The sequence below is a fragment of the Leifsonia sp. EB41 genome (genome assembly GCF_041262565.1).
Lineage (GTDB): Bacteria > Actinomycetota > Actinomycetes > Actinomycetales > Microbacteriaceae > Leifsonia.
This window is the reverse complement of sequence record NZ_JBGCCJ010000001.1, coordinates 213,194-239,759: the sequence shown is the minus strand read 5'-3', so window position 1 is coordinate 239,759 and position 26,566 is coordinate 213,194. Positions and strand designations below refer to the sequence as shown.

Sequence of the window (26,566 nt, the reverse complement as noted above, 5' to 3'; positions counted from 1 at the left end):
CGACAGGAGGAATTGTGACCGAATCCACACCGCAGCACCGCGCCGTCCTCGCCCCGGGCGGAGTCCCGCTCGCGCCGGGTGAGCGTCCGGAGCCGGGGCCCATCGCCGTGCTCCCGACCGCCGAGCCGTCGTTCGTCGCCGCAGTGGAGGCCGCGGGCGGCACCGTCGAGCCGCTCTCGGACCGCACCCGCGGCGTCGTATGGCTCTCCAACAAGGACGCCGCCGCCTTCCCGCCGGTCCTGGAGGCGCATCCCGGCATCGGCTGGGTGCAGCTCCCGTTCGCGGGCGTCGACGCCTTCTCCGGCATCATCCAGTCGGAGGACCGCCCCGGCCTGATCTGGACCAGCGCGAAGGGCGCGTACGCGCAGCCCGTGGCCGAGCACGCGCTGGCGCTCACCCTCGCGCTGCTGCGCGTCCTCCCGAAGCGCGTGCGGGCGACCTCCTGGTCGACCGTCGAGGAGGGCCGTTCGCTCTACGGCAGGAACGTCGTGATCATCGGTGCCGGCGGGATCGCGCTGGAGCTGATGGTGCTGCTCGCGCCGTTCGACGCCCGTGTGACCATCGTGCGCCGCTCGCCGGACGCGGTGGCCGGCGCCGAGCGCACCGTCGGCTCCGACCGGCTGCGGGAGGTCCTCCCGGACGCCGACGTGGTGATCGTCGCCGCCGCGCTCACCGGCGGTACTCGGCACCTGTTCGGCGACGCGGAGTTCGCGGCCATGAAGAGCACTGCGTACCTGGTGAACATCGCCCGCGGCGGCCTCGTCGACAGCGAGGCGCTGCTACGCGCCCTCCGCGCCGGGGAGATCGCCGGGGCGGGTATCGACGTCACCGACCCGGAGCCGCTCCCGGATGGCCACCCGCTGTGGTCGGAGGACGCCTGCCTGATCACGCCCCACCAGGCCGACACCTCCGAGATGGTCGCTCCGCTGCTCGCCGAGCGGGTCCGTGCGAACGTGCGCGCCTTCCTCGGCGACGGCGATTTCGTGGGCCGCGTGGACCCGGAGGCGGGGTACTGACGGCGACGCGCGCGGGATGCGGGGCGGATTTCACTCGACGCTCGAAGTCTTGCTAGAGTAGCTTCGCTGATCAAGCATTCCTCGATAGCTCAATTGGCAGAGCAGCCGGCTGTTAACCGGCAGGTTCTTGGTTCGAGTCCAAGTCGGGGAGCGGAAACACAGGCGAAGGCCCGGAGGTGAAGACCTCCGGGCCTTCGTCGTTGTGGATGACATGCTCCGAACGGAATACGCCCCAACGCACCCGCGAATCGCTACGATGCGGCCATGAAACACAGGGACCGGAACGAGCGCGACACCGAGCAGCCGGACGACGCGGTCGAGGAGTACGAGAATGACGCGGACGAACGGCGCGCGTCACTGGAGCGCGAGGCCGGACTGACCAGCTTCGGCGGGCCTGCCTTCGGGCCGCTGTTCCCGAAAGGCGACGACGACGGCGAGGTCTTCGACGCTGAGCACAACCCGTGATCGCACGCTGCGTACTCCCGGGGGAGTAGCCGGAAGACTCCCCTCGGGCCAAGCCACGCCCCCGTGCGCTCGTTAGCATGAGGAGATGCCCTGGAACCCGTCCGCCGACTCCCGTCCGCATGGGCCGGGCTGGGCAGATGGCCGGGGCTGGCCGGGGCGGCGGCCGCGCGGGACGATCTGGTTCCCGGTGGTCCTCTCCGTCCTGCTGCAGCTCCCTGGCGTCCTCATCGCCGCGCACACGGCGGCCGCCGATCCGCTGACGCTGGCGGCGGTCCTCGTCGCGTTCGCGGCTTCGTTCCTGCTGCTGCTCGCCCGGTCGTACCCGGGCCCGGTGCTGGTCGCGATAGCGGTGCTCTGCACCCCGGCCATCGCCCTCACGATGGGACCGCCGCTCGCGGCCGTCCCGCTGGCGTTCGCCGTTGTCGGCGCGGTGGTGCGCTCGGCGCGGGTGTGGGCCTGGTGGACGGTGGCGGGCGTCGCCGTCGTCGGGCCGCTCGGCGCGTACCTGCTGGTGGGGAGGCCGGAGGCCGTCATCCGGCCGCTCGTCATCGCACTCGTGCTCACCCTCCTGGTGGGTGTCGGTGAGGCGATCCGCGGGCGGCGCGAGCGCTACCGGGAGGTCTCCCGCCAGGTCGCCGCGCGCCGGGAGTCCGCCGCGGAGGCCGAGCGGCTGCGGATCGCGCGCGAGCTGCACGACGTGCTCGCGCACTCGCTGTCGCAGATCAGCGTGCAGGCCGGGGTCGGCCTCCACCTGTTCGAGAGCCGGCCCGACAAGGCGCGGGAGAGTCTGGAGGCGATCAAGTCGGTGAGCAGTCAGGCGCTGGAGGAGGTGCGCGGCGTGCTCGGCTTCCTGCGCGCCGAAGGGTACCCGGCGGCGCGGGCGCCGGAGCCGGACCTGGCTCGCATCCCCGTGCTGGTCGAGACCTACCGGCGTGCCGGGCTGGACGTGCGCTACGACGACGCGCTGGCCTCGGTGCCGTCCGCCGCATCCCAGCTCGCGCTCTACCGGATCGTTCAGGAGTCCCTGACCAACATCGGCCGGCACGCGCAGGCGCGCACGGTCGCCATCCGGCTCGGCGAGGACGCCGGCGAATACGTCCTCACGGTCGCCGACGACGGCCGCGGGCTCCCCGAGGGCGAGACCGACGGCAAGGGCATGATCGGGATGCACGAGCGCGCCGAGCTGCTCGGCGGCCGGTTCGAGACGCGCGCGACGGAGGGCGGCGGTCTGACGGTGGAGGCCCGCATCCCGCTGCGGAAGGCGGAGGACGCATGACCGAGGACGGCAGGATCAGGGTGCTGCTGGCGGACGATCAGCATCTCGTCCGCGCGGGCTTCCGTGCGCTGCTGGAGGCCGAGGACGACCTGGACGTGGTCGGCGAGGCCGCGACCGGGCGGGAGGCCGTCGACCTCGCGCGGCGGACGCATCCCGATGTCGTCCTGATGGACATCCGGATGCCGGACGGCGACGGCCTGTGGGCGACGGGGGAGCTCACCGCCGACCCCGCACTCGCCGGCACGCGGATCGTGATGGTGACCACGTTCGAGCTGGACGACTACGTCGCGCAGGCCATTCTCGCCGGCGCGAGCGGGTTCCTGGTCAAGGACACCGAGCCCGTGGAGCTGCTGCGCGCCGTGCGCGTCGTGGCCGCGGGTAACGCGCTGCTGTCGCCCGGCGCGACGCGGCGGCTGATCGAGCGCGTCGCGGGCGGGCTCCGGCCGGCGCCGGATGCAGAGGCGTTGCGCGATCTGACCGAGCGCGAGCGGGAGGTGCTGGCACTGGTGGGTCACGGGCTGACCAACACGGAGATCGGGGAGCGGCTGTTCCTCAGCCCGCTGACGGCGAAGACGCACGTCTCGCGGATCATGACCAAACTGGCCGCGCGCGACCGCGTGCACCTGGTCGTGGTCGCCTACGAGACCGGGCTGGTGCAGCCGGGCCAACGGTGAGCGCCCTGCTCGCGGGGGAGCTGCTCCCGGAGGAGTAGGGGAAGTGTCTCCCGCCGGCGGATTCGCCGCGAGGCCCGCACCGCGAGGCTGAGTGTGGTTCCGCGAAAGCCGCGGACCGCTCACCGATTGGATGCACCATGTTCAGTTCGCTCGCAGCCGCCGCCCCCTGCGCCGTCGTCGCCTGGGGTGGCGGCCCCTGGTTCGGCTGGTGGTGGTTCCTGATCCCGCTCTTCTGGATCGGGATCTTCTTCCTCATCTTCGGCGTCTTCGGCCGCCGCTGGCGTCGCGCCGCCGTCGCGCGCGGAGGCTACGGCTGGGGCCCGAACGGCCCGCACGGCGCCACCCGCGCTGCCGAGCAGACCCTCGCCGAGCGCTACGCCAACGGCGACATCGACGAGAAGGAGTACCGCGCCCGCCTGGAGGTGCTGCGCGCCAACCGCGGCGACAGCGCCTGACCGAGCCGGTCCTCCCCGTTGCGCGGCCCGGATATGATCGTCCGGGCCGCGCACCCGGCCGGAAGGACCAGCATGACCCCCCTCTCCCTCGCCGTCACGGCCGCCGCAGTGGCGGCCGTCGTCGTGTTCGCGGTGCTCTGGCTCCAGGAGCGCACCCTCCGGCGACGCGCGCAGAACGCGCGCGAGGAGCGCGAGTGGGACCGCATCGACCGCGAGCTGGAGCTGGCCGAGCAGTCCGGCCGGTTCCGGATCATCGGCGAGCTCGGGGATGTGGCGGTCGCCGCCGTCTCCCGGCTCGTCAACCAGGCCGAGGGGATGCGCTACGCCGCCGGCGCAGACCCGGAGGCCGCCTCCCGGTCGGCCGCCGCGATGGAGACCTCGGCGCGCGACGCCCTCGCCGACCTGCGCCGCCTGCAGAACGCCGTCGCGGACGGCAGTCGCGACGTGCTGCCCGCGCCCGGCCTCCACTCCGCCCGCGACCTGTTCCGGGTGATGCGCGAGGCGGGCTTGGAGGTGACGTTCTCCGAGACGGGTGAGCCGTACGAGCTGCGCCAGGGCGCGGAGCTGGTCGTCTTCAGGATCCTGCAGACCAGCCTCGGGAATGCGCTCGACCACGGCGGCCCGGGCACCACCGCCGCCGTGTCGATGGCGTGGACGCAGGACGGCCTCCACGTCATGGTCGACGACGACGGAATCCGCGCCGCCGCACGCCGCCGCGGCCTCGACCGCGCGGGCGTCGACCAGGCGACCGCCTACAGCGCCGACGACGATCTGCGGGCCATGACGGCATACGTGGAGGGGCCCGACCTCAACGAGCTGCGCGAGCGCGCTGCGCTGTTCGGGGGAGTGCTGGAGGCCAAGACCGTGCCGGGCGTCGGGTTCTCGCTCTCCGTCGTGTTCCCGGCGCTGCGGCACCACAACGGCGTCCACGGGGTGCCGCTGCGCTGATTCCGTCCCAGCGCAGCGTCGGGGAGGTCAGTCCTCCAGGTGATCCCGCCCCGGCAGCCAGCTCAGCCCGGGCACGCCCCACGAGTTCTTCCGCTGCGCCTTCAGCGCCGCCTTGCCGTACGGGTGCTCCAGCCGGTCGACGTAGAGCACACCGTCCAGGTGGTCGTACTCGTGCTGGAAGATGCGCGCGAGCCAGCCGCCGGCGCGGACGGTGAACCGCTCGCCGTCCAGGTCGGTGGCCTCCAGGATGACGTACTCGGCGCGTCGCAGCGGGAAGCGCTCGCCGGGGAACGACAGGCAGCCCTCCGACTCGGTGTCCTCGTCCGGCTCGCCGACCGCCAGCGGGCTGAGCCACAGCACCGGGTTGATCGCGACGCCGCGGTGCAGCACGTCGTCGTCGTCCGTCCAGCCGTAGACGAACAGGCGCAGCGGCACGCCGACCTGCGGGCCGGCGAGGCCGACGCCCGGGGCTTGGTCCATCGTCTCGAACATGTCGGCGACGAGCGTGCGGAGGTCGTCGTCGAACTCCGTCACCTCCGCCGCGCGGGTGTGCAGGACGGAGTCTCCGGTGATCCGGATGGGAAGGACGGCCATTCGGCAAGACTATCGGGATCATGTTGGGTAGGGTCGTGGCGTGGCTACGGAACTGATGGACGCGCTCGAGCTGGCTTATCAGCCCAGTCAGCTCCTGGGCATCCCGGTCGCGCTGGTCGGCGCGGTGTTCCTGTCGATCGGCGCCCAGCTGCAGCACCACGGCGTCGCCAAGGTGGAGGCCCAGACCCAGGATGCGAAGGGCGGCCTCAGCGTCCGCCAGCTCGGGCTGCTGCTCGCGCGGCCCTCCTGGGTGATCGGGACGCTGCTGCTCGGGCTCGCGATCGTGTTCCAGCTCGTCAGCCTGAAGCTCTCGCCGATCATCCTGGTCCAGCCCCTCGGCGTCGTCGGGCTCGTCATCACGAGCGTGTTGAACGCGCGGGTGAGCGGTGTGAAGCTCAACCGGCAGTCGATCGTCGCCATCTCGCTGTGCGTCGGCGGCGTCGGCGCGTTCGTGATCATCGCCGCGATCTTCGCGCGCGACCAACCGGTGACCACGCAGGCGCTCGTCGTCATCCTGATCATCCTCGCCGTCGTCCTCATCGTGTTCGGGCTGCTGTTCGCGTTCCTGCGGCACCGGTTCAAGGCGATCATGTACATCGTCGGGGCGGGCGTCCTCTACGGTTTCGTCGCCACGCTCGCCAAGGTGGTCATCGACCGCATCTCCAACCAGGAGTGGGACTGGCTGCTGGTGCTGTGCATCCTGGCGCTGCTCGCTGCCGCGATCCTCGGCGCGTACTTCGTCCAGAACGCCTACTCGTCCGGGCCTCCCGACCTGGTCATCGCCGGTCTGACCGTGATCGACCCGCTCGTCGCCGTGACCATCGGCATCGTCGTCCTGAACGAGGCCGCCGGAGCGCCGTGGTGGGCGATGCTGGGCTTCGCGATCACCGGAGCGGTCGCGATCTACGGCGTGTTCCAGCTCGCCAAGCACCACCCGCAGACCAACGGCGAGGCGCCACTCACCGACAAGGTTGCGAGCTCCGTCCGGGAATCCGGCCTAGACTGAATCGATGAATCGCCGGTCCGACCCGTCCGGCGCGCTCAGACCGTCGCCGGGCGAACCGCCCCGGCCGAAGACCGTGAGGGACTCACCACGTGCCTGATACGAGCGGAACGCACGACCTCCCGCCCGCCCCGGCCGAGCACAGGCCGATGACGATCCTCATGGGCTGCGACACCTTCCCGCCGGACGTGAACGGCGCCGCCCGCTTCGCCGAGCGCCTCGCCGCCGGACTGGTCGAGCGCGGCCACGACATGCATGTCGTCGCGCCGGCCGCCGGCCGCCGCCACGGAACGTGGATCGAGGAGCACGAGGGCGAGAAGCTCACCGCGCACCGCCTGCGCAGCTGGCGCTGGTACCCGCACGACTGGCTGCGGTTCGCGCTGCCATGGATGAGCAAGGCGAACGCCCGGCGCGTCCTCGACGAGGTGAAGCCCGACGTCGTGCATTTCCAGTCGCACATCGTCGTCGGGCGTGGTCTCGCCTACGAAGCCCAGAAGCGCGGCATCCGGATCATCGCGACCAACCACGTGATGCCCGAGAACATCATCGAGTTCACCCGGCTGCCCAAGTTCCTGCACCACACCTTCGTGACCATGGCCTGGCGGGACGCGCGCAAGAGCTTCGACCGCGCAGAGGCGATCACGACCCCGACCCGCCGTGCGGCCGAGTTCCTGGAGAAGGCCACCGGCCTCCGCGGCGTCCACGCCATCTCCTGCGGCATCGACGCCCACAACTACACGCCCGACTTCACTCCGCGCACCGGCAACCGCATCCTCTTCGTCGGCCGGATCACCGGCGAGAAGCAGATCGACGTGCTGCTGAACGCGATCAAGCTGCTGCCGGAGTCGCTGGACGCCCAGCTGGAGATCGTGGGCGGCGGCGACCAGTTCAAGAACCTCCAGTCCCTCGCCGAGAGCCTGGGCATCGCCGGCCGGGTGAACTTCCTCGGCTACGTAACGGACGAGGAACTCCGCCAGGCGTACACCCGCGCCACGGTCTTCGCGATGCCGTCGATCGCCGAACTGCAGTCCATCGCGACGATGGAGGCGATGGCCTCCGCGCTCCCGGTGGTGGCGGCCGACGCGATGGCGCTCCCGCACCTGGTGCACGACGGCGAGAACGGTCACCTGTTCCGCCCCGGCGACGCGCAGGACCTGGCGGACAAGCTGGAGAACGTGCTCACCCTCCCGCAGGAGGAGCTCGACGTCCTGAAGAACGCGTCGCTGCGGATCGTGGCGACGCACGACATCCAGACCACGATCAGCACCTTCGAGAGCCTGTATCGTGGAGAGCCGGTGGCCGACCCGGTGACGGCGGCGGCCCCCAGCGTGCCCACCTCGGAGTGACCCGGGGGAGGACGCACGGGGCGGTAGCTCAGCTGGTTAGAGCAAGCGACTCATAATCGTTCGGTCACGGGTTCAAGTCCCGTCCGCCCTACCAAACGCGCCACGGCAGGAGCCGCGGCCGCGACACGCGTCGAAAGTCCTGTGGAAAGCCCATGCGCAGGAGATGTGGGCGGGTCTTCCTGTGAACGCAGGCGCGTCAGCGCCCTGCGACAACGGCCTCCAGCGCCGCCAGCGCCCCCTCCCCAGCCGGAATCCTCACGGCCTCCGGCCGCGACACCAGAAACCCCTCGAACTCGGCCACCACGGCCCCCATCTCCCCGGGCAACGTCGAGTAGATGTCCGCGGAGCCCAGCTCCGTCGCCCGCCGTTCGAACCGCTCAGCCGCGACGCCCGCGTCGACCCGCAGCGCCGTCTCCACGAACACCGCCCCGCACGCCTCCGCCGTCGCCTCCAGCCGCTCGATGAACTCGACCCGCCGCAGGTACTGCGGCACCACGACGTCGCGACCGCTGCCGAGGTGCACCGCGATCGCTGCGATCGCCAGGTCGCGGGCGGCGAGCCCTGCGGAGAGCAGGTCGTCCTGCCAGCCGCCCAGCATGGCGCGCAGAGCGTCGATGTCGAGGGCGAGCGGGAGGCCGGACGCGTGCCGCGCGCACCAGGCGCGGGCGAGGGTGGTCTTGCCGCTCGCGGGGACGCCGTTGATCAGGATCAGGCGGGGCGGCACCGTCTCAGCCCGCCGAACGCTGCGCCGCCGGACGCCGTCGCGTCGCCGGGTCGCCGACCTCCGGCCCGCGGTACACCATGTCCATCGCCCCGATGCTCTCGCCGGGCGGGACGATCGCGTCGATGCGGTCGAGGACCTCGTCGGACAGCGACACGTCCACGCCGGCGAGGGTGTCCTCGAGCTGCTCCATCGTGCGCGGGCCGGCGATCGCGGAGGTGACCCCGGGGTGCGCGATCACGAAGGCCATCGCCAGGTGGGTGAGCGGGACGCCGACCTCGTCGGCCAGCGCGATCAGCTCCTCGACGGCGGCGAGCCTGCGCTCGTCGCGGAAGTGGCGCATCCCGGTGCGGGTGGAACGGAAGTTGTCGTTCTCGCCGCCGGCCCGGTAGCGGCCGGTGAGCGTGCCGCCGGCGAGCGGGCTGTAGACGAGCGTCCCCATGCCGTACCGCTGCGCGACGGGCAGGATCTCGCGCTCGATCTCCCGGTCGAGGAGGGAGTAGTTGGGCTGCTCGGTGCGGAACCGCTCGAAGCCGCGGCGCTCGGACATCCACTGCGCCTCCACGATCTCGGAGCCGCGCATCGAGGAGGAGCCGATCGCGCGCACCTTGCCCTGCCGGACCAGGTCGGTGAGCGCGGAGAGCGTCTCGTCGATGTCGGTGTCCGGGTCCGGACGGTGAAGCTGGTACAGGTCGATGTGGTCGGTCTGCAGGCGCCGGAGTGAGCGCTCGACCGCCTGCATGATCCAGCGGCGGGACGCGCCGCGGTGGCTGATGTCGTCGTCCACCGGCCCCCAGAACTTGGTCGCCAAGACGACGTCGTCGCGGCGGCCCTTGAGGGCCTCGCCGACGACCTCCTCCGAGTCGCCGTAACGGTCGGCGGTGTCCACGAAGTTGATGCCGGCGTCGAGCGCGCGGTGGATGATGCGCACGCCCTCCGCGCGGTCGGGGTTGCCCAGCGAGCCGAGCATCATCGCGCCGAGCGCGTACGGGGTGACTTTAATGCCGGTGCGGCCGAGAGTGCGGTACTGCATGACTTCTCTCCTGAGTCGTGGGTTCGTGGTCTGGCGCCGGGATGACGGCAGGCCTAAGATCGAGCAATCGGAACCTGATTCCGGATCGGTGGATCTCTAAGCGGAACGCTGTTCCGTTTACTCCTTCGACGGTACACCGATCGCCGGCGAATCACCAGAGGAAGGACACCGGGACAACCGCATGCCCGCGAACACGAGCAGCCTCAGCACAGTGGAGCCCGCGACCCGGCCCCGCCGCGCCGACGCCCGGCAGAACGCCGACGCGCTGGTGGAGGCGGCCACCGCCCTGTTCGCGGAGGCCGGGGTCGACGTGCCCGCGCGGGTGATCGCCGTCCGCGCCGGTGTCGGCGTCGGTACGCTCTACCGGCACTTCCCGCTCCGTTCCGACCTGATCTCGGCCGTGTTCCGGCGCGAGCTGGACGCCTGTGTTGCGGCTGCCGCCCCGCTCGCGGCGGCCTACCCGCCGGGGGAGGCCCTCGACCGCTGGATCATGCGCTACACCCGCTTCGTGGCCGCCAAGCGCGGGCTGGCGGGCGCCCTGCACTCCGGAGACCCGGCCTACGAGCCACTCGCGGCCTACTTCTCGACCCACCTCACGCCGACGCTCGCGGGGCTGCTCGCCGCGGCGCGGGAGTCCGGCGACATCGCCCAGGACGTCGACGCGGGGGAGTTCCTCGGCGCGGTCGCCGACCTCTGCCACGGCGTCCGGCCGGATGGGGCGGCCTCCGGGCGTGCGGAGCGGATGGTGGGCCTGCTGCTCGCGGGGCTGCGTTCGGCGGAGGGCGACGGCTAGGCGCCCCTGCACCTCCCGCCCCTGCGCGCAAGGCCCTTCCGGCACCCCGTGCCGCGCGTACCGTGGCGCGGCATGAACGCTATCGGATGGATCGTGCTGATCGTCGTCATCGTGGTCATCGTCGTGGGGATCGTGATCGTCGTCTCCATGATGGCACGCCGGCGCAAGGTGGAGGCCGACCGGCAGCGGGCGGCCGAGCTGCGGGAGGCCGCCTCCCGTGACGAACTGGCCGCGCGCGAACGCGAGGCGAAGTCCGCCAGGGCCGCCGCTGACGCCAAGCAGGCCGAGGTCGACGCGGAGCGGCTGCGTCGGGAGGCCGACGAGCGCGAGCGCGCCGCCGCGGCCGCGCGCGACGAGCAGCAGGACAAGCTGAGCCGCGCCGACGATGTCGACCCGGACGTCGAGACCGACCGCCACGGCAACCGCGTGGTGGCCGACGGCGCGGTGGACGACACCCGCCGCGACGACGTCCCGCCGCCTCGGCCCGCCGCCGAGACCGCCACTCCGGCGCCGGCCACCGCGGCGCCCGCGCACGACGCGCCCCGCATCGACGGGATCACCGGCGAGGAGCGCCGCCCGGAGGACCGACCGTAACCGCGAGACGCTGCGGCATCAGTCGCTGAGCGACGGCAACCGCGTCTCGCGCAGCCACGCGTCGAAGAACTCGTCGAGCGGCTCGTCCGAGAACCCGGCCGCGAACGCCTCGAAGTCCGCGGTCGACGCCGTCCCGAACTGGTGCGCGGCCGACCAGCCGCGCACCAGGTCGAAGAACGTGTCGTCGCCGAGCCTCCGGCGCAGCGCATGGAGGAGGCACGCGCCGCGCTTGTAGACCCGGTCGTCGAACATGCTGTCGACGCCCGGGTCGGCGAGCACCAGGTCCTTCGGCTTCACACGGAGGACGGCGTGGTGGGTGCGCGCGAGCGTGTTCGCGGAGTGGCTCCCGGAGTACTCCGACCAGATCCACTCGGCGTAGCAGGCGAAGCCCTCGTTCAGCCAGATGTCCGACCAGCCGGCCACGCCGACGCTGTTGCCGAACCACTGGTGGGCGAGCTCGTGCGCGATCAGGCGCTCCGAGCCGCCGCGGCCGTCGACGTGCGACGAGCCGAACGTGGCCATGCCCTGCGACTCGAGCGGGATCTCCAACGGGTCCTCGGTCACCACGACCGTGTACGACGGGAACGGGTACGGGCCGAAGCGCTCCTGGAAGCACTCGATCATCCGCCCGACCGGCGCGAAGTCGGCCAGCACGCGGGCGGCGAGCGCGGGCGGATAGGCGATGACCCACTCCACGCCGCCTGTACGCCGGGGCTCCAGCACGTAGCGGCCGATCTGCACCGCGGCGAGGTAGGTCGCCGTCGGCTCAGGGCGCTCGAACGTCCAGGTGCCGCGGCCTCCGCTGACGCTGTGGCCGGCGAGTTCGCCGGTCGCGAGCACGGTATACGGCTGTTCGGTCGTGATCGTGATCCGGTACGCGGCCTTGTCGGACGGCCGGTCGTTGCACGGGAACCAGGTCGGCGCTCCGGAGGGCTGCGAGGCGACGATGACGCCGTCGGTGAGCTCCTCCCAGCCGAGGGTGCCCCAGCGGGTCCGGCGTGGAACGGGGGAGCCGTCGTAGACGATCTCGACAGTGAACTCCGCCCCTGCCGGGATCGGCTTCGCCGGCTTCACCCGCAGGTGGGTCGGGGATTGCGTGAACCGGGTGCGCTTGTCGCCGTCCAGCTTGACCCGCTTGGCGCGCAGGTGGACCAGGTCGAGCGAGACCGCCGGGAGAGTCACGTTCGCGCGCCCGCGGATCACTGCCGTGCCGTCGAGGCGGTTCGTGGCGACCTTGTACGACAGCTCCAGGTCGTACGAGAGCACAGAGAAGTCGTGGGTGCCGGAGCGCGGGAGATAGAGGTGGGACGCGGCGGGGACGGCGGCGTCAGCGTCGAAGGTGGCCTCGGTCATCGCACCGCACGGTACTCGCGTACCACGACATCCCGCCATGGGCCGATCGGGTTCCCGCTCCACCTGCTGCGGTCCGGCACCGTCTCGCCGCGCATCACCAGGGAGGCCGGTCCGACCGTGGCGTTGGAGCCGATCGCGGCCGCGGGCAGGATGACGCTGTGCGGGCCGAGGGTCCCGCCGCGCTCGATGATCACCTGGTCCATGCTCATGATTCGATCATGGAACAGGTGCGTCTGCACGACGCAGCCCCGGTTGACGGTGGATGCGTCGCCCAGCTCGACCAGGTCGGCCTCCGGGAGCCAGTAGCTGTCGATCCAGACGCCGTGCCCGATGCGTGCGCCGAGGCTGCGCAGCCACCAGACCAGCGCGGGCGTGCCGGCGGCGGCCCAGGCGAACCAGGGCGCCGCGACCATCTCGGTGAAGGTGTCCGACACCTCGCTGCGCCAGATGAACGACGACCAGAGCGGATGCTCGCCCGGTTTCAGCCTCCCGAGCAGCGCCCACTTCGCCGCGGTGCTGACGGCCGCGCTGCCCGCTCCGGCGACCAGGAGCACCGGGCCGCTGAGCACGATGGCCCAGCCGACGCCCCAGGCCTCGGAGAGCGCCGCGAGCGTCAGCAGCACGGCGAGGCCGATGGCGCAGGTCACGAACACCGGGACGATGCGCAGCAGCTCCCACGCGGTGCGGGCGACGCGCAGTGAGGCCTTCGGCTCGAAGGTGCGGGAGAGGTCGGCGTCCTGGGGTCTCCGCCGGAGCTTCACCGGCGGCGAGCCCAGCCAGGACGAGCCCGCCTTGGCCTTGCGCGGGGCGACGGACAGCACGGCGACCAGACCGTCGCGCGGCACCCGGTTTCCGCCACCGGCCATCCCCGAGTTGCCGAGGAAGGCGCGGGCGCCGATCTCCGCCTCCGCGACGCGCACGTAGCCGCCGCCGAGCTCGTAGGAGGCCACCAGCGTGTCGTCGGCCAGGAACGCGCCGTCGCGGATCTTGGTCATCGCCGGCAGCAGGAGCACGGTCGAGGCCTCCACGTCGCGCCCGACGCGCGCGCCGAGCATCCGCAGCCAGACCGGGGTGAACAGGCTGGCGTAGAGCGGGAAGAGCAGCGTCCGCGCCATGTCGAGCAGCCGCTCCGTCGACCACACCTGCCAGCCGACACGGCTGCGCACCGGGTAGACGCCCTCTCTCAGGCGGAGGCCGAGGAGGCGCACCAGGACCACGACCACGCCAGCCAGCACGACGCCGGAGGCGAGCGTGGCGGGGACGAGCGCCGCCGCGGCGCCCGGGATGGCCGCCGCCAGGCTGGTCGCCCCGCGGGTGAAGGCGGCGACGACCAGACCACCGACGGCCAAGGCGACAACCGGGACCAGCGAGACGACGAGGGAGGCCGCGGCGTACGCGGCGACCCACCTGGTGCGGCGCAGCGGCCGCTCGCCCGGCCACCAGTCGCGCGCCTTGCCCACCCGGACGGCGGGGGAACCCGCCCAGTTCTGACCGGCAGGCACCCGGCCGAACACGGCCGAGCCCGGCGCCACGGTCGCGTCGCGGCCGATCTTCGCTCCGGGCATCAGCGAGCTGCGGGCGCCGACCGAGCTCCCGGCGCCGATGCGGATCTCGCCGATGCGCACGAGGTCGCCGTCGATCCAGTATCCGGCGAGGTCGACCTCCGGCTCGATGGAGGCGCCGGCGCCGATCCGCAGCATGCCCGTCACCGGCGGCAGCGCGTGCAGGTCGACGCCGCGGTCGATCGTCGCGCCGAGCGCCCTGGCGTAGTAGCTGATCCAGGGGGCTCCGGCGAGGCTGGCCGCGCCGATCTGGTGGGCGACCTGCTCGGCGAGCCAGAGTCGCAGGTGCACGCCGCCGCCGCGCGGATAGTCGCCGGCTCTGACCCCGAGCAGCAGCAGCCGCGCTGCGACCACGGCGATCGCCATCCGGCCCCACGGCGTGACGAACACGATCAGCCCGAGGATCAGCCAGACCAGGTTCACCTCCGGCAGGAACCCGAACCCGCCGAACGGCCGCAGGATGGCCGCCGCCGTCAGCAGGTAGAGCAGCCAGCGGATGCCGTTCAGGATGAACAGCGGAACGCCGAGCACGGTCTGGAGCACCTGCATCCGGCGCGGCGTCCGCGGGACGACGTGCGTCGAGGCGGCGGAGGCCGACGGCGAGCTCTCCGCGAGCGCGGAGGCGAGCGAGCCGAAGCGCGGGTGCGCGTAGATGTCGGCGACCGTGATGTCGGGATGCCGCCTGCGCACCAGCGAGACGAGCTGTGCGGCCGCGAGCGAGCCGCCGCCGAGGTCGAAGAAGTTGTCATCGAGGCCGCCCACCGGCAGGCCGAGCACGCTGCGCCAGTCCGCGGCCAGCAGCTCGGAGACCGGGTCGAGGTCCGGCGCGTCCTCGTCCGCCTCCTCCAGCGGCCAGGGCAGTGCAGCGCGGTCGACCTTGCCGGAGGTGCGCACCGGGAGGTCGTCCACCACCGCCAGCAGCGGCACGAGCGCGGCGGGGAGCTCGGCGCGCAGCTCTGCCAGCGCGGCACGCCGGTCGAAGGCCGCGCGCTCCGGGACGGCGAGGTAGCCCACCAGCACGTCGTTCCCCGCCGCGCTCCTGCGCACAGCGGCGGCGGCCCCCGACACGCCGGGGAGCTGCTGGAGGGCGGCCTCCACCTCGCCGAGCTCGATGCGGCGGCCGCCGACCTTGACCTGGTCGTCGGCGCGGCCGAGGTAGAACAGGCCGGCCGGGTCGAAGCGCACCAGGTCGCCGCTGCGGTAGGCGCGCTGCCAGCCGAGCGAGGGGAGCGGCGCGTACTTCTCGGCGTCCTTCCCGGGGTCGAGGTAGCGGGCGAGGCCGACGCCGCCGATGATCAGTTCGCCGGACTCGCCGACCGCGACCGGCGAGCCGTCGGGGCCGACGACCGCGAGGTCCCAGCCGTCGAGCGGGAGGCCGATCCGCACCGGCTCGCCCGCGGTCAGCAGGCTCGCGCAGGCGACGACCGTCGCCTCGGTCGGCCCGTAGGTGTTCCAGACCTCGCGGCCCTCCACGGCGAGCCGGTTGACCAGCTCGGGAGGGCAGGCCTCGCCGCCGAAGATCAGCAGCCGCACGGTGTCGAGCGCGTCGGTCGGCCAGAGCGCCGCGAGCGTCGGCACGGTCGAGACGACGGTGATGCGGCGCGCCGCCAGCCACGGGCCGAGGTCCATTCCCGTGCGCACCAGCGACCGCGGGGCGGGCACCAGGCAGGCGCCGTGCCCCCAGGCCAGCCACATCTCCTCGCAGGAGGCGTCGAACGCCACCGAGAGCCCTGCGAGCACGCGGTCGCCCGGGCCGATCGGCTCCTCCCGCAGGAACAGCCGCGACTCGGCGTCCACGAACGCCGCTGCCGAGCGGTGCCGCACCGCCACGCCCTTCGGCGTCCCGGTCGAGCCGGAGGTGAAGATGATCCAGGCGTCGTCCTCCGGCGTGGGCGGGTCGACCACAGGGAGGCTGGAGGTGCTCGGGTGCGGCTCCTGGCCCTGCACGGCGAGCGGTCCGGCCGGCACGTCGACGGCGTCCGCACCGTCCGCGGCGGCCGTGGCGAGGTAGCCGTCGTCGGTGATGACCCCGCGCACCTCCGCCTCGCCGAAGACGAGGTCGGCGCGCTCCTGCGGGTCGTCGGCGTCCACCGGCACGTAGGCGGCGCCCGCGGCGAGCACGCCGAGGATCGCCAGGTAGAGGTCCCGGCTGCCCGAGGTCATCCGCACGCCGACGCGGTCGCCGCGGCGCACCCCGGCCTCGCGCAGCCGCGCCGCCGTGGCGAGCACGCGGGCGAGCAGCTCGCGGTAGCTCAGCGCGCCGCGGGCGTCCTCGATCGCCGAACCCTGCGGGTTGGCGGCGGCGGACTCCCGCAGGATGTCGATGAGCGTCCGCGGCTCCGGCGCGCGGTCCAGCGCCGAGAGGATCGCGGGCTCGGCGGTGGTGTCAGTCACGGCGGCAACCGTAGAAGCAGCCGGTTACCGGCCGGTGAACGTCAGCCCTCACCGAGCGCGTGCAGGAGCTGGGCCTTGTTCATCCGCGAGTAGCCTTGGATGCCCTGCGCCTTCGCCCGGTCGCGCAGATCGCGGAACGTGGGGATGCCCGTGCTCGCCGCCGGGGCCGATGCGGCCGTGCGCGCACGCTCGCGCGCCGCCTGCGCCTTCGCCTTGGCGTCCTTGGCCGCCTGCTCCGCCGTCTTGCGGGCCCGGAGCGAGGCCTTCTTCGCGTCCTTCGCGGCCTGTTCCAGCGCGGCTGCGAGGTCCTCGGCCTCCTTGCGGGTCTTCTTGTCGAGCTTCTTCACCAGCCGCTGCGCCTCGTCGACAGCGGCCCTCGCGGTGATCAGGGCCTTCTCGGCGTCCTTCTCCGCCTTCTTCTTCGCCACCTGCTCCTCCTTCGTCCCGTCCGGCACGTGCAGCCAACGATACGACCGAGGGGGTGCCGTGCGCGCTAGTCGGATCCGGATTCGTCGAGGAGCCGCACGAGTGCGTCCAGAATGGGCCGCTGCCCTTTCGCGAGCTTCCCGTGCGCGATCGCGACCGGATACCAGCCGGCGTCGTCCACCTCCGGGTACGTCCGGACGACGCCGGAGCGCGGCGGCCACTCCAGCTCGAACTCGTTGCTGACCAGTTCCGCGAGCGCGAAATCGGCCTCGGCGGCGAACACGACGAAGGTCTTGCTCGACGCACGGAACTCGCCGAGCGGGACGTATACGGCGTCGGGAGAGGGCGTTCCCATCTCCTCGGCGAACTCCCGCCGGGCCGCGGCGAGCTCGTCGACGTCGTCCTCCTCGACCAGCCCCTTCGGCAGCGTCCAGGCGCCCTCGTCCTTCCGCGCCCAGAATGGGCCGCCCATGTGCGCGATCCACACCTCCTGGCCGGCCGTCCCACGGCGATGCAGCAGGATCGCCGCACTGCGCACCGCCATCAGGCCGACCTCTCCTCGAGCAGGGCCTTCAGCTCCGCCAGCTGGGTCGACAGCTCCCGGATCTGCCCACGGGTGGCCGCCCGCATGTCGATCTCGGTCTGCGCGACCCGCTCCACGATCCAGGAGGCCAGCGTCGCCGTCACGATGCCGAGTGTCGCGATGCCGCCGATCATCAGGCCGACCGCGACGAGCCTGCCCACCTCGGTGACCGGGACGTAGTCGCCGTAGCCGACCGTCGAGATGGTCTCGAAGGCCCACCAGATGGCCTGCGGGAAGGTCTCGATGTGCGCGTGCGGACTCCCGCGCTCGGCGTCCAGCGCCGCCAGGGCGGCTGTGAACACCAGGAGGGCGACCGCACCGGCGACGTAGACGATCACGCGTCCCCTGAACGCGGCGCCTGCGCTGCGCTGAAGGATGGCGAGGATCGTCACCAGCCGCAGCAGCCGCAGCGGGCGCAGCATCGGCAGCACGACGATGGCGAGATCGAACAGGTGCGTGTAGAACCAGCGCCAGCGCTGCGGGGCGAGGGCGAGGCACACGAAGTAGTCGAGCAGGAAGACGACCCAGGTGATCCAGATCACCGTCTCCGCGACGACGAGCTGCGCCCCGTGGAGGTCGCCGATGACCTCCCAGGCGTAGGCGGCGAGGAACACCGCGGCGGCCGCGGTGAGTGGCCACTCGGTGAGGTGGCGCCAGCGTTGGAGTGTCATGTCCACACAGTAGGACCGTCTGCGAGAACCGTCACGCGACGTCACCGGCTTCGGCCGTGCGGCTAACGTGGAGACGTGAACTCCGGCGACGCATGGGTGGAAGGTCCGAACGGCGAGCGCTTCTGGGGCCGCTTCGGCGCCGCTGGCCTGCTCGTCCACGACCTGCGGCGCGGCGTGCTGCTCCAGCACCGTGCCGACTGGAGCCACTTCGGCGGCACCTGGGGCCTCCCGGGCGGCGCCAGGCACGAGGGCGAGACCGCCGTGGAGGGCGCGCTGAGGGAGGCCGCGGAGGAGGCGGCCGTGCCCGCGGACGCGGTTCAGGTGCTGTTCGAGAGCGTGCTCGATCTCGGCTTCTGGTCGTACACGACCGTGGTCGCACAGGCCGTGCGCGCGTTCGAGGCGCACATGGCCGACGTGGAGAGCATCGAACTGCGCTGGGTGTCTGTCCCGGAGGTCGCGGACCTGCCGCTGCATCCCGGCTTCGGCGCGGCCTGGCCGGAGCTGCGGTCGCGACTGGCGGCCCTGGCGGGCTGAGCCTTCCTGCCGCTCAGGACGCGATGCGCGGCCAGAGCAGCGCAGGCGCGACGTCGTCGCAGCCGTCCGGCAGCCCGACGTACGGCCCTGCGCCCGGGTACGGTGCCTGACCGGGGTAGCCCGGCGCTCCCGGGTAGCCCGGGTTCCCGCGGTACGGGTGCTCGTCGTCCATGAACAGGCGGTCGCCGTGCACGGTTCCGAGGTAGGAGCCACCCGGGGTCACCGCGATGTCGTCCGACCAGGGGAACCAGCCGATCCAGTCGCCTTCGGAGTTGAACAGCCAGCGCGACTGCGGATCGGGTCGGTACGCGATCCACACTCCCTGGGAGTCGTGCAGGTACTCTGTCATCGTCGCTCGCCTTTCGGGTCGGCATCGCTTAAAGTGACGTTTTCTCACTATAGCGGGAAGTGTCGTCCGTCGCATGCAGAATTGAGGAGTGCAGATCCTCCTCGACCGCGTCGCTCCCGGGCGGGTCGTGGCGATCCGTCCGGACAGCGACGACGCCGAGCGCACCGAGCTCGCGGAGGCCGACCTGCCGGAGTTCGTCCGGCGCGAGGAGGCCGTGTCGCGGCCGCGCTGGGTCTGGGACGACACCCGCGCCTGGTACCCGCGGCTGCTTCAGGCGGGCGTCCGCGTCGAGCGCTGCGTGGACCTGCGCCTCAGCCATGCGATCCTGCGGGCCTCCACGCTCACCGCGGGTTCTGCACTCGCGACGGCCGCGCCCGGACCGTGGGACGCCGCCCGCGTGCTGGAGGACGCGCCCGAGCCGGCAGCCGCGACCCTCTTCGAGCTCGACCACCCGTCCGAGACGACCCGGCCCTCCATTGAGCAGGAGTACGCCGCGCAGCAGGAGGCCGTCGCGGGCAGCGCTGAGCTCGGCCGGCTCCGCCTCCTGCTCGCCGCCGAGTCGGCAGGAGCGCTGATCGCGGCCGAGATGCAGCACGCGGGCCTCCCGTACAGCGTCGAGCGGCACGACGAGTTGCTGCGCGCCCTCCTCGGCCCGCGCCCGCGCTACGGGCGGCCAGAGGCGCTCGAGACCCTGGCGGCGGAGATCCGCACGGCGCTGGAGGCGCCCGACCTCAACCCCGACAGCCCGCCAGAGCTGCTCAAAGCGTTGCAGCGCGCGGGCCTGATGGTGACCTCGACGCGGTCGTGGGAGCTGCGCGAGGTCGACCACCCTGCGATCCCGGCGGTGCTGACGTTCAAGAAGCTCGCCAGGCTGCACGCGGCGAACGGCTGGAGCTGGCTCGACGCCTGGGTGCGCGACGGCCGGTTCCGGCCCGACTACATCCCGGGCGGCGTCGTCACCGGGCGCTGGGCCACGCGCGGCGGCGGCGCCCTCCAGCTCCCCAAGGAGGTCCGCGGCGCGGTCGTCGCCGACCCGGGGTGGAAGCTCGTGGTCGCCGACGCCGCCCAGCTCGAGCCGCGCATCCTCACCGGCCTCGCGGGTGACACGGCGATGGCTGAGGCCGGGCGCGGCCGCGACCTCTACGCGGGCATCGTGGCCAGCGGGGCGGTGGAGGAGCGCGCCCAAGCCAAGGTGGCCATGCTCGGCGCGATGTACGGCGCGACGACGGGCGACAGCGGCCGGCTCATGCCGCGACTGGCGCGCGCCTACCCGCGGGCCGTGCGGCTCGTCGAGGAGGCGGCGCGCACCGGGGAGCGGGGCGACATCGTGACCTCCCGGCTCGGGCGCAGCTCCCCGCGGCCCGGTGGGAGCTGGCAGGCCGCGCAGTCGGCAGCCTCCGGAGCCGAGTCCACGCCCGCCGAGGAACGCCGTGCGCGCAGCCAGGCGCGCGACTGGGGCCGCTTCACGCGCAACTTCGTCGTCCAGGCCAGCGCCGCCGAGTGGGCGCTGTGCTGGATGGCCGAGCTGCGCAACCGGCTCGCCCGGCTCACCCCGGTGGGCGCCGACTTCGCCGCCGGCCCGCACCTGGTGTACTTCCTGCATGACGAGGTCATCGTCCACACCCCGGCGGAGTCGGCGGAGGCCGTCGCCGCCGAGGTCCGCGCCTCTGCGGAGGCCGCTGGGCGACTGCTCTTCGGCGGCTTCCCTGTCGACTTCCCGGTCACCGCCGCTGTGGTCGACAGCTACGGCGAGGCCAAGTGAACCCGTCCCTGGCGCGGGAATGGGGGAGTGTCGCGCTTGGTTGCACCCACCGACCTGACAGAGGATGGAGACCATGACCGACACCGCAGCCCTCGCCGACCCCGACGCCGTCCTCGCGCGCTACCACTCCCGCCGCGAGCAGGCCGTCACGGCCCCGCAGGGCAACCTGGCGCTCGTGAACACGCAGTGGATCACCGGTGAGCCTGACTCCGAGCAGCCGGTCTGGGGCGTTCCCGGACTCTGGTCGCCGCTGCCGGCGGGCCAGTCCGGCCTGAAGGTCACCGCGGTCGCCACGGACAACGTCTTCGTGGACGAGGTGCTGGTCGACGGCTCCGCGATCGTGCGCGGCAAGGACGACCCGAACCCGGGCGCCGTCCGCTTCAGCGACACCGTCACCGGCTTCGTCATCGCGAACGAGCAGGGCGAGTACGCGCTGCGGGTGTGGGATGCGCAGTCCGAGGACATCCAGAACTTCGGCTCGATCGACGCCTTCCCGTTCAGCCCCGAGTGGATCATCACCGCGACGTTCTCGCCGATCGAGGGCGGCAAGACGGTCGGCTTCGAGCACCTCAAGGACGACGGCGCGACCAGGGACATGGTCATCCCGGGCGAGATCACCTTCAGCAAGGACGGCGTCGACTACAACCTCGCCGCGTTCAAGGCGGGTCGCGCGCTGCAGCTCGTGTTCTCGGACACCACGAACGGCGACAGCACCTACTCGGTCGGCCGCTTCCTCTTCGTCGTCCCGAACGAGGACGGCACGGTGACGCTCGACTTCAACCTCGCCGTTCTGCCGCCGTGCGCGTTCAGCTACAACTTCAACTGCCCGCTGCCTCCTGCGCAGAACCGCTTCGCGGTCCCCATCGAGGCCGGCGAGAAGAACGTCCTGAACAAGGACGGCGCCCTCCTCCACTGACCCCAGTGGTCGAAGGGCACGTAAACGCCCCTAAAACCGCGTTGTAGGGGCGTTTACGTGCCCTTCGGCGTGAGGGAGACGCGTCAGTCGAGGGCCGCGGCGGGCTTGCGGCCGCGGCGGGGGCGCTCGGGGCAGCGCGGCTGCACCAGCGCGCCGGGGTGCGCGGCGAGGGCCTTGGCGACCTCGTCCAGCCACTCGATCGCGGCGCGCGCGCCGAGCTCGGCGGCTCGGTTGGCGGCGAGCACCGCCCGCGAGTCCGCGTCGTGCGTCAGCTCCCGGATGCGCTCGGCGAATGCTGCCCGATAGTCCGCGACGACCACCGCCGCGTCCGCGCCGTCGAGCGATGCGGCGACCAGCACCTGGTCCTGCATCTCGTCCCAGTCCGGACGCACGTCCCGCGGGCCGGCGGTCAGCCACGTCGTGGCCTCCTCGGCTCCCGTGTCCGTGAGCCGGTAGAGCGGGAGACCGTCATCGGTCTCACCCGCCGACTCGATCAGCCCCTGCTCGGTCATCCGGTCGAGCGTGGAGTAGACCTGCCCGGCGTTGAGCGTGCGGCGGTTGGCCGCGCGCAGGAGGAACTCGTTCTGGAGCTGGGAGCCGTAAGCGGGGCCCTGGGTCAGCACCGCGAGGAAACCATACTGAACCGACATACCCGGTATGCTATTCCGCTCGCTGCCGTGTGGCACGCAGGAATCGCCGAATCACAATCTTGTAACTCGGGCGCGTTCTCCGGCATAATCGCGGTAGTCAACTTCATAGAAGTCATGGCACTCGTTCGCGGTCGTAGGGGAAGACGTACCGACGAAGGAGGAAAACCATGACGGCTCACGCAGCTCGAGGAGTGCTCTACGTGCACTCCTCTCCCGGCGCGCTCTGCCCTCACATCGAGTGGGCGGCAGGACGCGCTCTCGGTCGCGCCGTCAACTTCACCTGGGAGACGCAGCCGGTGCTGAAGGGCGCCCAGCGCACCGAGTTCTTCTGGGACGGCCCCCAGGGCACCGGAGCGCGCCTGGCGACAGCCCTGCGCGGCTGGGAGCACCTCCGCTTCGAGGTGACGGAGGACGCCGGCCTCGGCACCGACGGCGGCCGCTGGATGCACACGCCCGATCTCGGCATCTTCTTCGTCCAGACCGACACTGCGGGCAACACCGTGGTGCCGGAGGACCGCATCCGGTACGCGATGGAGGTAGCCGGCTCCAACTCGCTCGAACTGCACCGCGAGCTGCGGCTCGCGCTCGGCCAGGCGTGGGATGACGAGCTGGAGCCGTTCCGACGCGCCCACGACGACACCCTCGGTGATCTGGCTGCACAAGGTCGGCTAGCAGGACTCCCGCGACGGGCCAGGCTCAGCCGCCCGCACGCGGTGAACAGAAGAAGGCCCCGGTCATCCGACCGGGGCCTTCTTCACGTTCGTGCTCAGACCGAGCGGATCGCCACGACGGCGTTGTGGCCGCCGAAGCCGAACGAGTTGCTGATCGCGAGCTGCGGGCCGTCACCGAGGGGCTGCGGCTCGCCGGAGACCTTCAGCGGGATCGCCGGGTCCTGCTCCGTGATGTTGATCGTCGGCGGGGCGACGCGGTCGCGCAGCGCGAAGATCGTGAAGACGGCCTCCAGCGCGCCGGTGCCGCCGAGCAGGTGACCGGTCGACGCCTTCGTGGCCGACACCGGGATGTCATGCACCCGCTCGCCGAACACCTCGCGCAGCGCGACGTACTCGGCCGGGTCGCCGACCGGGGTGCTGGTGGCGTGCGCGTTGATGTGGGTCACCTCGTCGGGCGAGGCGCCCGCCTTCTCGAGGGCGAGCCGCAGTGCACGGATGGCCCCGCGGCCCTCCGGGTCGTTCGCGGTGATGTGGTACGAGTCGGCCGTCACGCCGCCGCCGACGATCTCCGCGTAGATGCGGGCGCCGCGGGCGAGCGCGTGCTCCTCGGTCTCCAGCACCAGGCTGGCCGCGCCCTCGCCCATGACGAAGCCGTCGCGGTCGACGCTGTACGGGCGGGAGGCGGTCGCCGGGTCGTCGTTGCGGCGCGACAGCGCCTGCATCGACGCGAACGAGGCGACGGTGATCGGATGGATGGCGGACTCGGTGCCGCCGGCGATGACGACATCGGCGAGTCCGGCCTGGAGGTGCTCGTACGCGTTCACGAGCGACTCGGTGCTCGACGCGCAGGCAGAGGCGACGGTGCGGGCGAACGCGCGCGCCTCGAAGTGCATGGACACCGCGGCGGAGGCGGCGTTGGGCATCAGCATCGGAACCGTCATCGGCAGGACGCGGCGGGGGCCGCGCTCGCGCAGGGTGTCCCACGCGTCGAGGAGGGTCCACACGCCGCCGATGCCGGTGGCGTAGTCGACGCCGAGGCGCTCGGGGGCGACCTCGGGGGAGCCGGCGTCGGCCCAGGCCTCCATCGCCGAGACCAGCGCGAACTGGCTGGACGGGTCGAGGCGCTTGGCCGTCGGCCGGTCGAGGATGGTGTCGGGCCGCACGAGCGCCTCAGCGGCGAAGGTGACGGGCAGCTCCAGCTCGGCCACCCAGTCGTGGGTGAGGCTGCGGGCGCCGGACTTCCCGGCCAGCAGGCCGGCCCAGCTCTCGGGGGCGGTGCCACCGAGCGGGGAGGATGCGCCCACGCCGGTGACGACGATCTTCTTGGTCATAACGGCAACTCCGTGTAGTTAGGAACAACGGTGCAACGCGCAGCGCGCTGCTCCCCGCGCGGGCGGAACCTCGGGGGAGGCCCGCCCGCGCGTAGGAAGTTTCTTCGTGCGGTGCTTAGGCGTCCTGCGCCTTGACGATGAACTCGACAGCGTCACCGACGGTCTTCAGGTTCTTGACCTCTTCGTCCGGGATCTTCACATCGAACTTGTCCTCGGCGTTGACCACGATGGTCATCATCGAGATCGAGTCGATGTCGAGGTCGTCGGTGAACGACTTGTCCAGCTCAACCGTGTCGGTCGCGATGCCGGTCTCGTCGTTGATGAGCTCGGCCAGGCCGGCAAGAACTTCTTCGGTGGACAATGCCATTGTTTTCTCCTTGAGGGGGTGTCGTTTTGACCGTTGATCAGTCTAGGGCAGGCCCTAGGGGAGCACGACGACCTGCGCGCCGAATACCAGACCGGCGCCGAAGCCGATCTGCAACGCGAGGCCGCCGGACAGTTCGGGGTGCTCCTGCAGGAGCCGGTGCGTGGCGAGCGGGATCGAGGCGGCCGACGTGTTGCCCGTCGTCTCGATGTCACGCGCGATCGCGACCGTCTCCGGCAGCTTGAGCTGCTTGGCGAACTCGTCGACGATGCGCATGTTCGCCTGATGCGGGATGAACGCCGCGAGCTGGTCCGGGGTGACGCCGGCGGCGTCGAGGGCCTGCTTGGCGACCTTCGCCATCTCCCAGACGGCCCAGCGGAAGACGGTCTGGCCGTCCTGGCGCAGGGTCGGCCACGGGGTCTCGCCGTCGCGGAAGGCGGTGAGCGTGCCGTCCATCCCGACCGCGCCGGCCTTGGAGCCGTCCGAGCCCCACACCGTCTTGGCGATGCCGGGGTACTCGCTCGGGCCGATGACCACGGCGCCCGCGCCGTCACCGAGCAGGAACGAGATGGTCCGGTCGGTCGGGTCGACCACATCGGAGAGCTTCTCGGCGCCGACGACGAGCGCGTAGTGCGCCTGCCCGGTGCGGATGAGCGCGTCGGCCTGGGCGACGGCGTAGGCGTAGCCGGCACAGGCCGCGTTCATGTCGTAGGCCGCGGCCGGGTTGGCGCCGACGCGGTCGGCGAGCACGGCGGCCACGGAGGGCGTCTGCTGCGGATTGGAGATCGTCGCGACGATCACCGCGTCGATCAGCTTCGGGTCGACGCCGGACTTCTCGATCGCCTCCTTCGACGCCTCGGTGGCGAGGTCGACGGCGAACACGTCGTGGCTGGCGCGGGTGCGGGTGATGATGCCGGTGCGCTGCCGGATCCACTCGTCGGACGAGTCGATCGGCCCGACCAGGTCGTCGTTGGGCACCACCAGGTCGCCGCGGGCGGCGCCGATGGAGAGGATGCGGGTGTACTGCGGCCCGTGGGACTGCTGCAGGGTGGGGTGGGTCATGATCTGCGGTCCTCCTAGGCGGCCTGGTCGATGAGGTCGAACGCGGCGGGCAGGTCGTCGGGGGTCTTCACCGCGACGGCGGGGACGCCCTTCAGGCCGCGCTTGGCGAGCCCGACGAGCGCGCCGGCGGGAGCGACCTCGATGATGCCGGTCACGCCGGCCTCTTGGAACGCCGCCATGTCGAGGTCCCAGCGCACGGGCGAGGAGACCTGGCCGACGAGCAGGCGCAGGAACTCGGCGCCGTCGGTGACCTCGGAGCCGTCCTTGTTCGTCCAGAGCCGCAGCGTCGGGTCGTTCGTGGCGAGGCCGGCGGCGAACTCCTCCAGCGCGGGGACCGCGGGGGCCATGTAGCGCGTGTGGAACGCGCCCGCGACCTGCAGCGGGATGACCCGGGCGCGGGCGGGCGGGTCCTCGGCGAGCTTCGCGAGTGCGTCGAGGTCGCCCGCGACGACGATCTGGCCGCCGCCGTTGTAGTTGGCGGGGGAGAGGCCGAGCGCGTCGAGCTTTGCGAGCAGCTCATCCTCGTCGGCGCCGATCACCGCGCTCATCCCCGTGCGCACCTCTGCAGCGGCGCGGGCCATCGCGGCGCCGCGCTCCCGCACGAACGCGACCGCGTCGGTCTCGGACAGCACACCGGCGCCGGCCGCGGCCGTGAGCTCGCCGACCGAGTGCCCGGCGATGCCGCCGACCTTCTCGCGGCGGCCGTCGGCGAGGAGCGCCGACAGCGTCAGCAGCCCAGCGGACACGATCAGCGGCTGGGCCACCGCGGTGTCGCGGATGGTGTCGGCGTCGCTCACCGTGCCGTGCGCGACGAGGTCGATGCCGACCGCGTCGGAGATGCGGGTGAGCTGGTCACGGAACGACGGTTCGGTGAGCCACGGGTCGAGGAAGCCGGGGGTCTGGGAACCCTGCCCCGGGCACGCGATGACGATCACGGGTTCAAGTCTGCCAATCTTCCGCCGCGCGGATGTGTCGGATGTGGATGAACTATGCGTCGAAGCTTTGTGGATGTCTACAACG

The 26,566-nt window shown here is 72.0% G+C and carries 27 protein-coding genes, 2 tRNA genes and 1 pseudogene; 16 read left to right on the top strand and 14 right to left on the bottom strand.

Annotated features, from left to right (window positions below):
• Nucleotides 1–14: 14 nt before the first annotated feature.
• The 7 genes from ABH923_RS01205 (at nucleotide 15) to ABH923_RS01175 (ending at nucleotide 4,834) form a co-directional block, all read left to right on the top strand.
• A complete protein-coding gene (locus ABH923_RS01205; protein WP_370053270.1) occupies nucleotides 15–1,016 on the top strand; it encodes a D-isomer specific 2-hydroxyacid dehydrogenase family protein in 1,002 nt (333 codons plus the stop codon).
• Nucleotides 1,017–1,094: 78 nt separating this feature from the next.
• Nucleotides 1,095–1,167 (top strand) — tRNA-Asn (locus tag ABH923_RS01200).
• A gap of 113 nt (nucleotides 1,168–1,280) precedes the next feature.
• Nucleotides 1,281–1,481: a hypothetical protein gene (locus ABH923_RS01195; protein WP_370053268.1), complete on the top strand. Its 201-nt coding sequence runs from the start codon at nucleotides 1,281–1,283 to the stop codon at nucleotides 1,479–1,481.
• An 85-nt stretch (nucleotides 1,482–1,566) separates the two neighbouring features.
• Nucleotides 1,567–2,757, top strand: a complete 1,191-nt coding sequence (locus ABH923_RS01190; RefSeq protein ID WP_370053266.1) for a histidine kinase — start codon at nucleotides 1,567–1,569, stop codon at nucleotides 2,755–2,757.
• A complete protein-coding gene (locus ABH923_RS01185; RefSeq protein WP_370053264.1) occupies nucleotides 2,754–3,431 on the top strand; it encodes a response regulator in 678 nt (225 codons plus the stop codon). The genes ABH923_RS01190 and ABH923_RS01185 overlap by 4 nt, the downstream gene beginning before the upstream one ends.
• A 137-nt stretch (nucleotides 3,432–3,568) precedes the next feature.
• Nucleotides 3,569–3,886: an SHOCT domain-containing protein gene (locus tag ABH923_RS01180; RefSeq protein WP_370053262.1), complete on the top strand. Its 318-nt coding sequence runs from the start codon at nucleotides 3,569–3,571 to the stop codon at nucleotides 3,884–3,886.
• A 72-nt stretch (nucleotides 3,887–3,958) separates the two neighbouring features.
• Nucleotides 3,959–4,834: a sensor histidine kinase gene (locus ABH923_RS01175; RefSeq protein ID WP_370053260.1), complete on the top strand. Its 876-nt coding sequence runs from the start codon at nucleotides 3,959–3,961 to the stop codon at nucleotides 4,832–4,834.
• A gap of 27 nt (nucleotides 4,835–4,861) precedes the next feature.
• Here the strand turns inward: ABH923_RS01175 and def are convergent, their stop codons facing one another.
• Nucleotides 4,862–5,428, bottom strand: a complete 567-nt coding sequence (def, locus tag ABH923_RS01170) for a peptide deformylase (RefSeq protein ID WP_370053258.1) — start codon at nucleotides 5,426–5,428, stop codon at nucleotides 4,862–4,864.
• Nucleotides 5,429–5,468: 40 nt separating this feature from the next.
• Here def and ABH923_RS01165 point away from each other — a divergent pair, with 40 nt between their 5' ends.
• The 3 genes from ABH923_RS01165 to ABH923_RS01155 all read left to right on the top strand — a co-directional run bounded on the left by ABH923_RS01165 (nucleotide 5,469) and on the right by ABH923_RS01155 (nucleotide 7,871).
• On the top strand, nucleotides 5,469–6,434 hold the full coding sequence (locus ABH923_RS01165) for a DMT family transporter (RefSeq protein WP_370053256.1): 966 nt from the start codon (nucleotides 5,469–5,471) through the stop codon (nucleotides 6,432–6,434).
• Between the two features lie 146 nt (nucleotides 6,435–6,580).
• Complete coding sequence (locus tag ABH923_RS01160; RefSeq protein WP_370053254.1) at nucleotides 6,581–7,777, top strand: glycosyltransferase; 1,197 nt, start codon at nucleotides 6,581–6,583, stop codon at nucleotides 7,775–7,777.
• 17 nt (nucleotides 7,778–7,794) lie between these two features.
• Nucleotides 7,795–7,871: transfer RNA gene (locus ABH923_RS01155), tRNA-Ile, on the top strand.
• A 102-nt stretch (nucleotides 7,872–7,973) separates the two neighbouring features.
• Here the strand turns inward: ABH923_RS01155 and ABH923_RS01150 are convergent.
• Nucleotides 7,974–8,501, bottom strand: a complete 528-nt coding sequence (locus tag ABH923_RS01150) for an AAA family ATPase (protein WP_370053252.1) — start codon at nucleotides 8,499–8,501, stop codon at nucleotides 7,974–7,976.
• Nucleotides 8,502–8,505: 4 nt separating this feature from the next.
• Complete coding sequence (locus ABH923_RS01145; RefSeq protein ID WP_370053251.1) at nucleotides 8,506–9,531, bottom strand: aldo/keto reductase; 1,026 nt, start codon at nucleotides 9,529–9,531, stop codon at nucleotides 8,506–8,508.
• Nucleotides 9,532–9,712: 181 nt separating this feature from the next.
• Here ABH923_RS01145 and ABH923_RS01140 point away from each other — a divergent pair, with 181 nt between their 5' ends.
• Nucleotides 9,713–10,324: a TetR/AcrR family transcriptional regulator gene (locus ABH923_RS01140; protein ID WP_370053249.1), complete on the top strand. Its 612-nt coding sequence runs from the start codon at nucleotides 9,713–9,715 to the stop codon at nucleotides 10,322–10,324.
• Between the two features lie 72 nt (nucleotides 10,325–10,396).
• Nucleotides 10,397–10,918: a hypothetical protein gene (locus ABH923_RS01135; RefSeq protein ID WP_370053248.1), complete on the top strand. Its 522-nt coding sequence runs from the start codon at nucleotides 10,397–10,399 to the stop codon at nucleotides 10,916–10,918.
• Nucleotides 10,919–10,936: 18 nt separating this feature from the next.
• Here the strand turns inward: ABH923_RS01135 and ABH923_RS01130 are convergent, their stop codons facing one another.
• From ABH923_RS01130 to ABH923_RS01110, 5 genes are all read right to left on the bottom strand, one after another.
• Entirely contained in the window at nucleotides 10,937–12,271 is a 1,335-nt protein-coding gene (locus tag ABH923_RS01130; RefSeq protein ID WP_370053246.1) for a M1 family metallopeptidase, read from the bottom strand.
• The gene (locus tag ABH923_RS01125) at nucleotides 12,268–16,227 is read right to left on the bottom strand and encodes a Pls/PosA family non-ribosomal peptide synthetase (RefSeq protein ID WP_370053244.1); all 3,960 of its coding nucleotides are present in this window, start codon (nucleotides 16,225–16,227) and stop codon (nucleotides 12,268–12,270) included. The genes ABH923_RS01130 and ABH923_RS01125 overlap by 4 nt, the downstream gene beginning before the upstream one ends.
• A gap of 41 nt (nucleotides 16,228–16,268) precedes the next feature.
• Nucleotides 16,269–16,655 carry a hypothetical protein gene (locus ABH923_RS01120; RefSeq protein ID WP_370053243.1) on the bottom strand — a complete coding sequence of 129 codons (387 nt, stop codon included), beginning with the start codon at nucleotides 16,653–16,655 and terminating at the stop codon, nucleotides 16,269–16,271.
• A gap of 65 nt (nucleotides 16,656–16,720) precedes the next feature.
• Nucleotides 16,721–17,197: an NUDIX domain-containing protein gene (locus tag ABH923_RS01115; RefSeq protein ID WP_370053241.1), complete on the bottom strand. Its 477-nt coding sequence runs from the start codon at nucleotides 17,195–17,197 to the stop codon at nucleotides 16,721–16,723.
• Nucleotides 17,197–17,907: a potassium channel family protein gene (locus ABH923_RS01110; protein ID WP_370053239.1), complete on the bottom strand. Its 711-nt coding sequence runs from the start codon at nucleotides 17,905–17,907 to the stop codon at nucleotides 17,197–17,199. The genes ABH923_RS01115 and ABH923_RS01110 overlap by 1 nt, the downstream gene beginning before the upstream one ends.
• A gap of 75 nt (nucleotides 17,908–17,982) precedes the next feature.
• On the opposite strand from ABH923_RS01110, the gene ABH923_RS01105 reads away from it, so the two are divergent.
• On the top strand, nucleotides 17,983–18,441 hold the full coding sequence (locus ABH923_RS01105; protein WP_370053238.1) for an NUDIX domain-containing protein: 459 nt from the start codon (nucleotides 17,983–17,985) through the stop codon (nucleotides 18,439–18,441).
• A gap of 13 nt (nucleotides 18,442–18,454) precedes the next feature.
• Here the strand turns inward: ABH923_RS01105 and ABH923_RS01100 are convergent, their stop codons facing one another.
• Nucleotides 18,455–18,790, bottom strand: coding sequence for a hypothetical protein (locus tag ABH923_RS01100; protein WP_370053237.1), 336 nt, complete (start codon nucleotides 18,788–18,790; stop codon nucleotides 18,455–18,457).
• Between the two features lie 88 nt (nucleotides 18,791–18,878).
• Here ABH923_RS01100 and ABH923_RS01095 point away from each other — a divergent pair, with 88 nt between their 5' ends.
• Nucleotides 18,879–20,552 (top strand): bifunctional 3'-5' exonuclease/DNA polymerase, encoded by a 1,674-nt coding sequence (locus tag ABH923_RS01095; protein WP_370053235.1) that lies wholly within the window; start codon nucleotides 18,879–18,881, stop codon nucleotides 20,550–20,552.
• Between the two features lie 73 nt (nucleotides 20,553–20,625).
• The gene (locus ABH923_RS01090; RefSeq protein WP_370053233.1) at nucleotides 20,626–21,468 is read left to right on the top strand and encodes a DUF1684 domain-containing protein; all 843 of its coding nucleotides are present in this window, start codon (nucleotides 20,626–20,628) and stop codon (nucleotides 21,466–21,468) included.
• 83 nt (nucleotides 21,469–21,551) lie between these two features.
• On the opposite strand, the gene ABH923_RS01085 is transcribed toward ABH923_RS01090, so the two are convergent.
• Nucleotides 21,552–22,118, bottom strand: a complete 567-nt coding sequence (locus ABH923_RS01085) for a PadR family transcriptional regulator (protein ID WP_370053231.1) — start codon at nucleotides 22,116–22,118, stop codon at nucleotides 21,552–21,554.
• Between the two features lie 167 nt (nucleotides 22,119–22,285).
• Between ABH923_RS01085 and ABH923_RS01080 the strand changes: the two are divergent.
• A pseudogene (locus ABH923_RS01080) lies at nucleotides 22,286–22,790 on the top strand (DUF3145 domain-containing protein).
• A 94-nt stretch (nucleotides 22,791–22,884) separates the two neighbouring features.
• Here ABH923_RS01080 and ABH923_RS01075 read toward each other — a convergent pair.
• From ABH923_RS01075 to ABH923_RS01060, 4 genes are all read right to left on the bottom strand, one after another.
• The gene (locus ABH923_RS01075; protein WP_370053229.1) at nucleotides 22,885–24,120 is read right to left on the bottom strand and encodes a beta-ketoacyl synthase; all 1,236 of its coding nucleotides are present in this window, start codon (nucleotides 24,118–24,120) and stop codon (nucleotides 22,885–22,887) included.
• Between the two features lie 115 nt (nucleotides 24,121–24,235).
• On the bottom strand, nucleotides 24,236–24,487 hold the full coding sequence (locus tag ABH923_RS01070) for an acyl carrier protein (protein ID WP_021765217.1): 252 nt from the start codon (nucleotides 24,485–24,487) through the stop codon (nucleotides 24,236–24,238).
• A gap of 54 nt (nucleotides 24,488–24,541) precedes the next feature.
• Entirely contained in the window at nucleotides 24,542–25,546 is a 1,005-nt protein-coding gene (locus ABH923_RS01065) for a beta-ketoacyl-ACP synthase III (RefSeq protein WP_370053227.1), read from the bottom strand.
• A 14-nt stretch (nucleotides 25,547–25,560) separates the two neighbouring features.
• Entirely contained in the window at nucleotides 25,561–26,481 is a 921-nt protein-coding gene (locus ABH923_RS01060; RefSeq protein ID WP_370053225.1) for an ACP S-malonyltransferase, read from the bottom strand.
• Nucleotides 26,482–26,566: the final 85 nt, after the last annotated feature.

Excerpts from the sequence above, each read along its gene's own strand:
- ABH923_RS01195 (WP_370053268.1), top strand. The coding sequence starts at position 1,281 with ATGAAACACAGGGACCGGAACGAGCGCGACACCGAGCAGCCGGACGAC.
- ABH923_RS01190 (WP_370053266.1), top strand. The coding sequence starts at position 1,567 with ATGCCCTGGAACCCGTCCGCCGACTCCCGTCCGCATGGGCCGGGCTGG.
- ABH923_RS01185 (WP_370053264.1), top strand. The coding sequence starts at position 2,754 with ATGACCGAGGACGGCAGGATCAGGGTGCTGCTGGCGGACGATCAGCAT.
- ABH923_RS01180 (WP_370053262.1), top strand. The coding sequence starts at position 3,569 with ATGTTCAGTTCGCTCGCAGCCGCCGCCCCCTGCGCCGTCGTCGCCTGG.
- ABH923_RS01175 (WP_370053260.1), top strand. The coding sequence starts at position 3,959 with ATGACCCCCCTCTCCCTCGCCGTCACGGCCGCCGCAGTGGCGGCCGTC.
- def (WP_370053258.1), bottom strand. The coding sequence starts at position 5,428 with ATGGCCGTCCTTCCCATCCGGATCACCGGAGACTCCGTCCTGCACACC.
- ABH923_RS01160 (WP_370053254.1), top strand. The coding sequence starts at position 6,581 with ATGACGATCCTCATGGGCTGCGACACCTTCCCGCCGGACGTGAACGGC.
- ABH923_RS01145 (WP_370053251.1), bottom strand. The coding sequence starts at position 9,531 with ATGCAGTACCGCACTCTCGGCCGCACCGGCATTAAAGTCACCCCGTAC.
- ABH923_RS01140 (WP_370053249.1), top strand. The coding sequence starts at position 9,713 with ATGCCCGCGAACACGAGCAGCCTCAGCACAGTGGAGCCCGCGACCCGG.
- ABH923_RS01135 (WP_370053248.1), top strand. The coding sequence starts at position 10,397 with ATGAACGCTATCGGATGGATCGTGCTGATCGTCGTCATCGTGGTCATC.
- ABH923_RS01130 (WP_370053246.1), bottom strand. The coding sequence starts at position 12,271 with ATGACCGAGGCCACCTTCGACGCTGACGCCGCCGTCCCCGCCGCGTCC.
- ABH923_RS01115 (WP_370053241.1), bottom strand. The coding sequence starts at position 17,197 with ATGGCGGTGCGCAGTGCGGCGATCCTGCTGCATCGCCGTGGGACGGCC.
- ABH923_RS01110 (WP_370053239.1), bottom strand. The coding sequence starts at position 17,907 with ATGACACTCCAACGCTGGCGCCACCTCACCGAGTGGCCACTCACCGCG.
- ABH923_RS01100 (WP_370053237.1), bottom strand. The coding sequence starts at position 18,790 with ATGACAGAGTACCTGCACGACTCCCAGGGAGTGTGGATCGCGTACCGA.
- ABH923_RS01090 (WP_370053233.1), top strand. The coding sequence starts at position 20,626 with ATGACCGACACCGCAGCCCTCGCCGACCCCGACGCCGTCCTCGCGCGC.
- ABH923_RS01085 (WP_370053231.1), bottom strand. The coding sequence starts at position 22,118 with ATGTCGGTTCAGTATGGTTTCCTCGCGGTGCTGACCCAGGGCCCCGCT.
- ABH923_RS01075 (WP_370053229.1), bottom strand. The coding sequence starts at position 24,120 with ATGACCAAGAAGATCGTCGTCACCGGCGTGGGCGCATCCTCCCCGCTC.
- ABH923_RS01070 (WP_021765217.1), bottom strand. The coding sequence starts at position 24,487 with ATGGCATTGTCCACCGAAGAAGTTCTTGCCGGCCTGGCCGAGCTCATC.
- ABH923_RS01065 (WP_370053227.1), bottom strand. The coding sequence starts at position 25,546 with ATGACCCACCCCACCCTGCAGCAGTCCCACGGGCCGCAGTACACCCGC.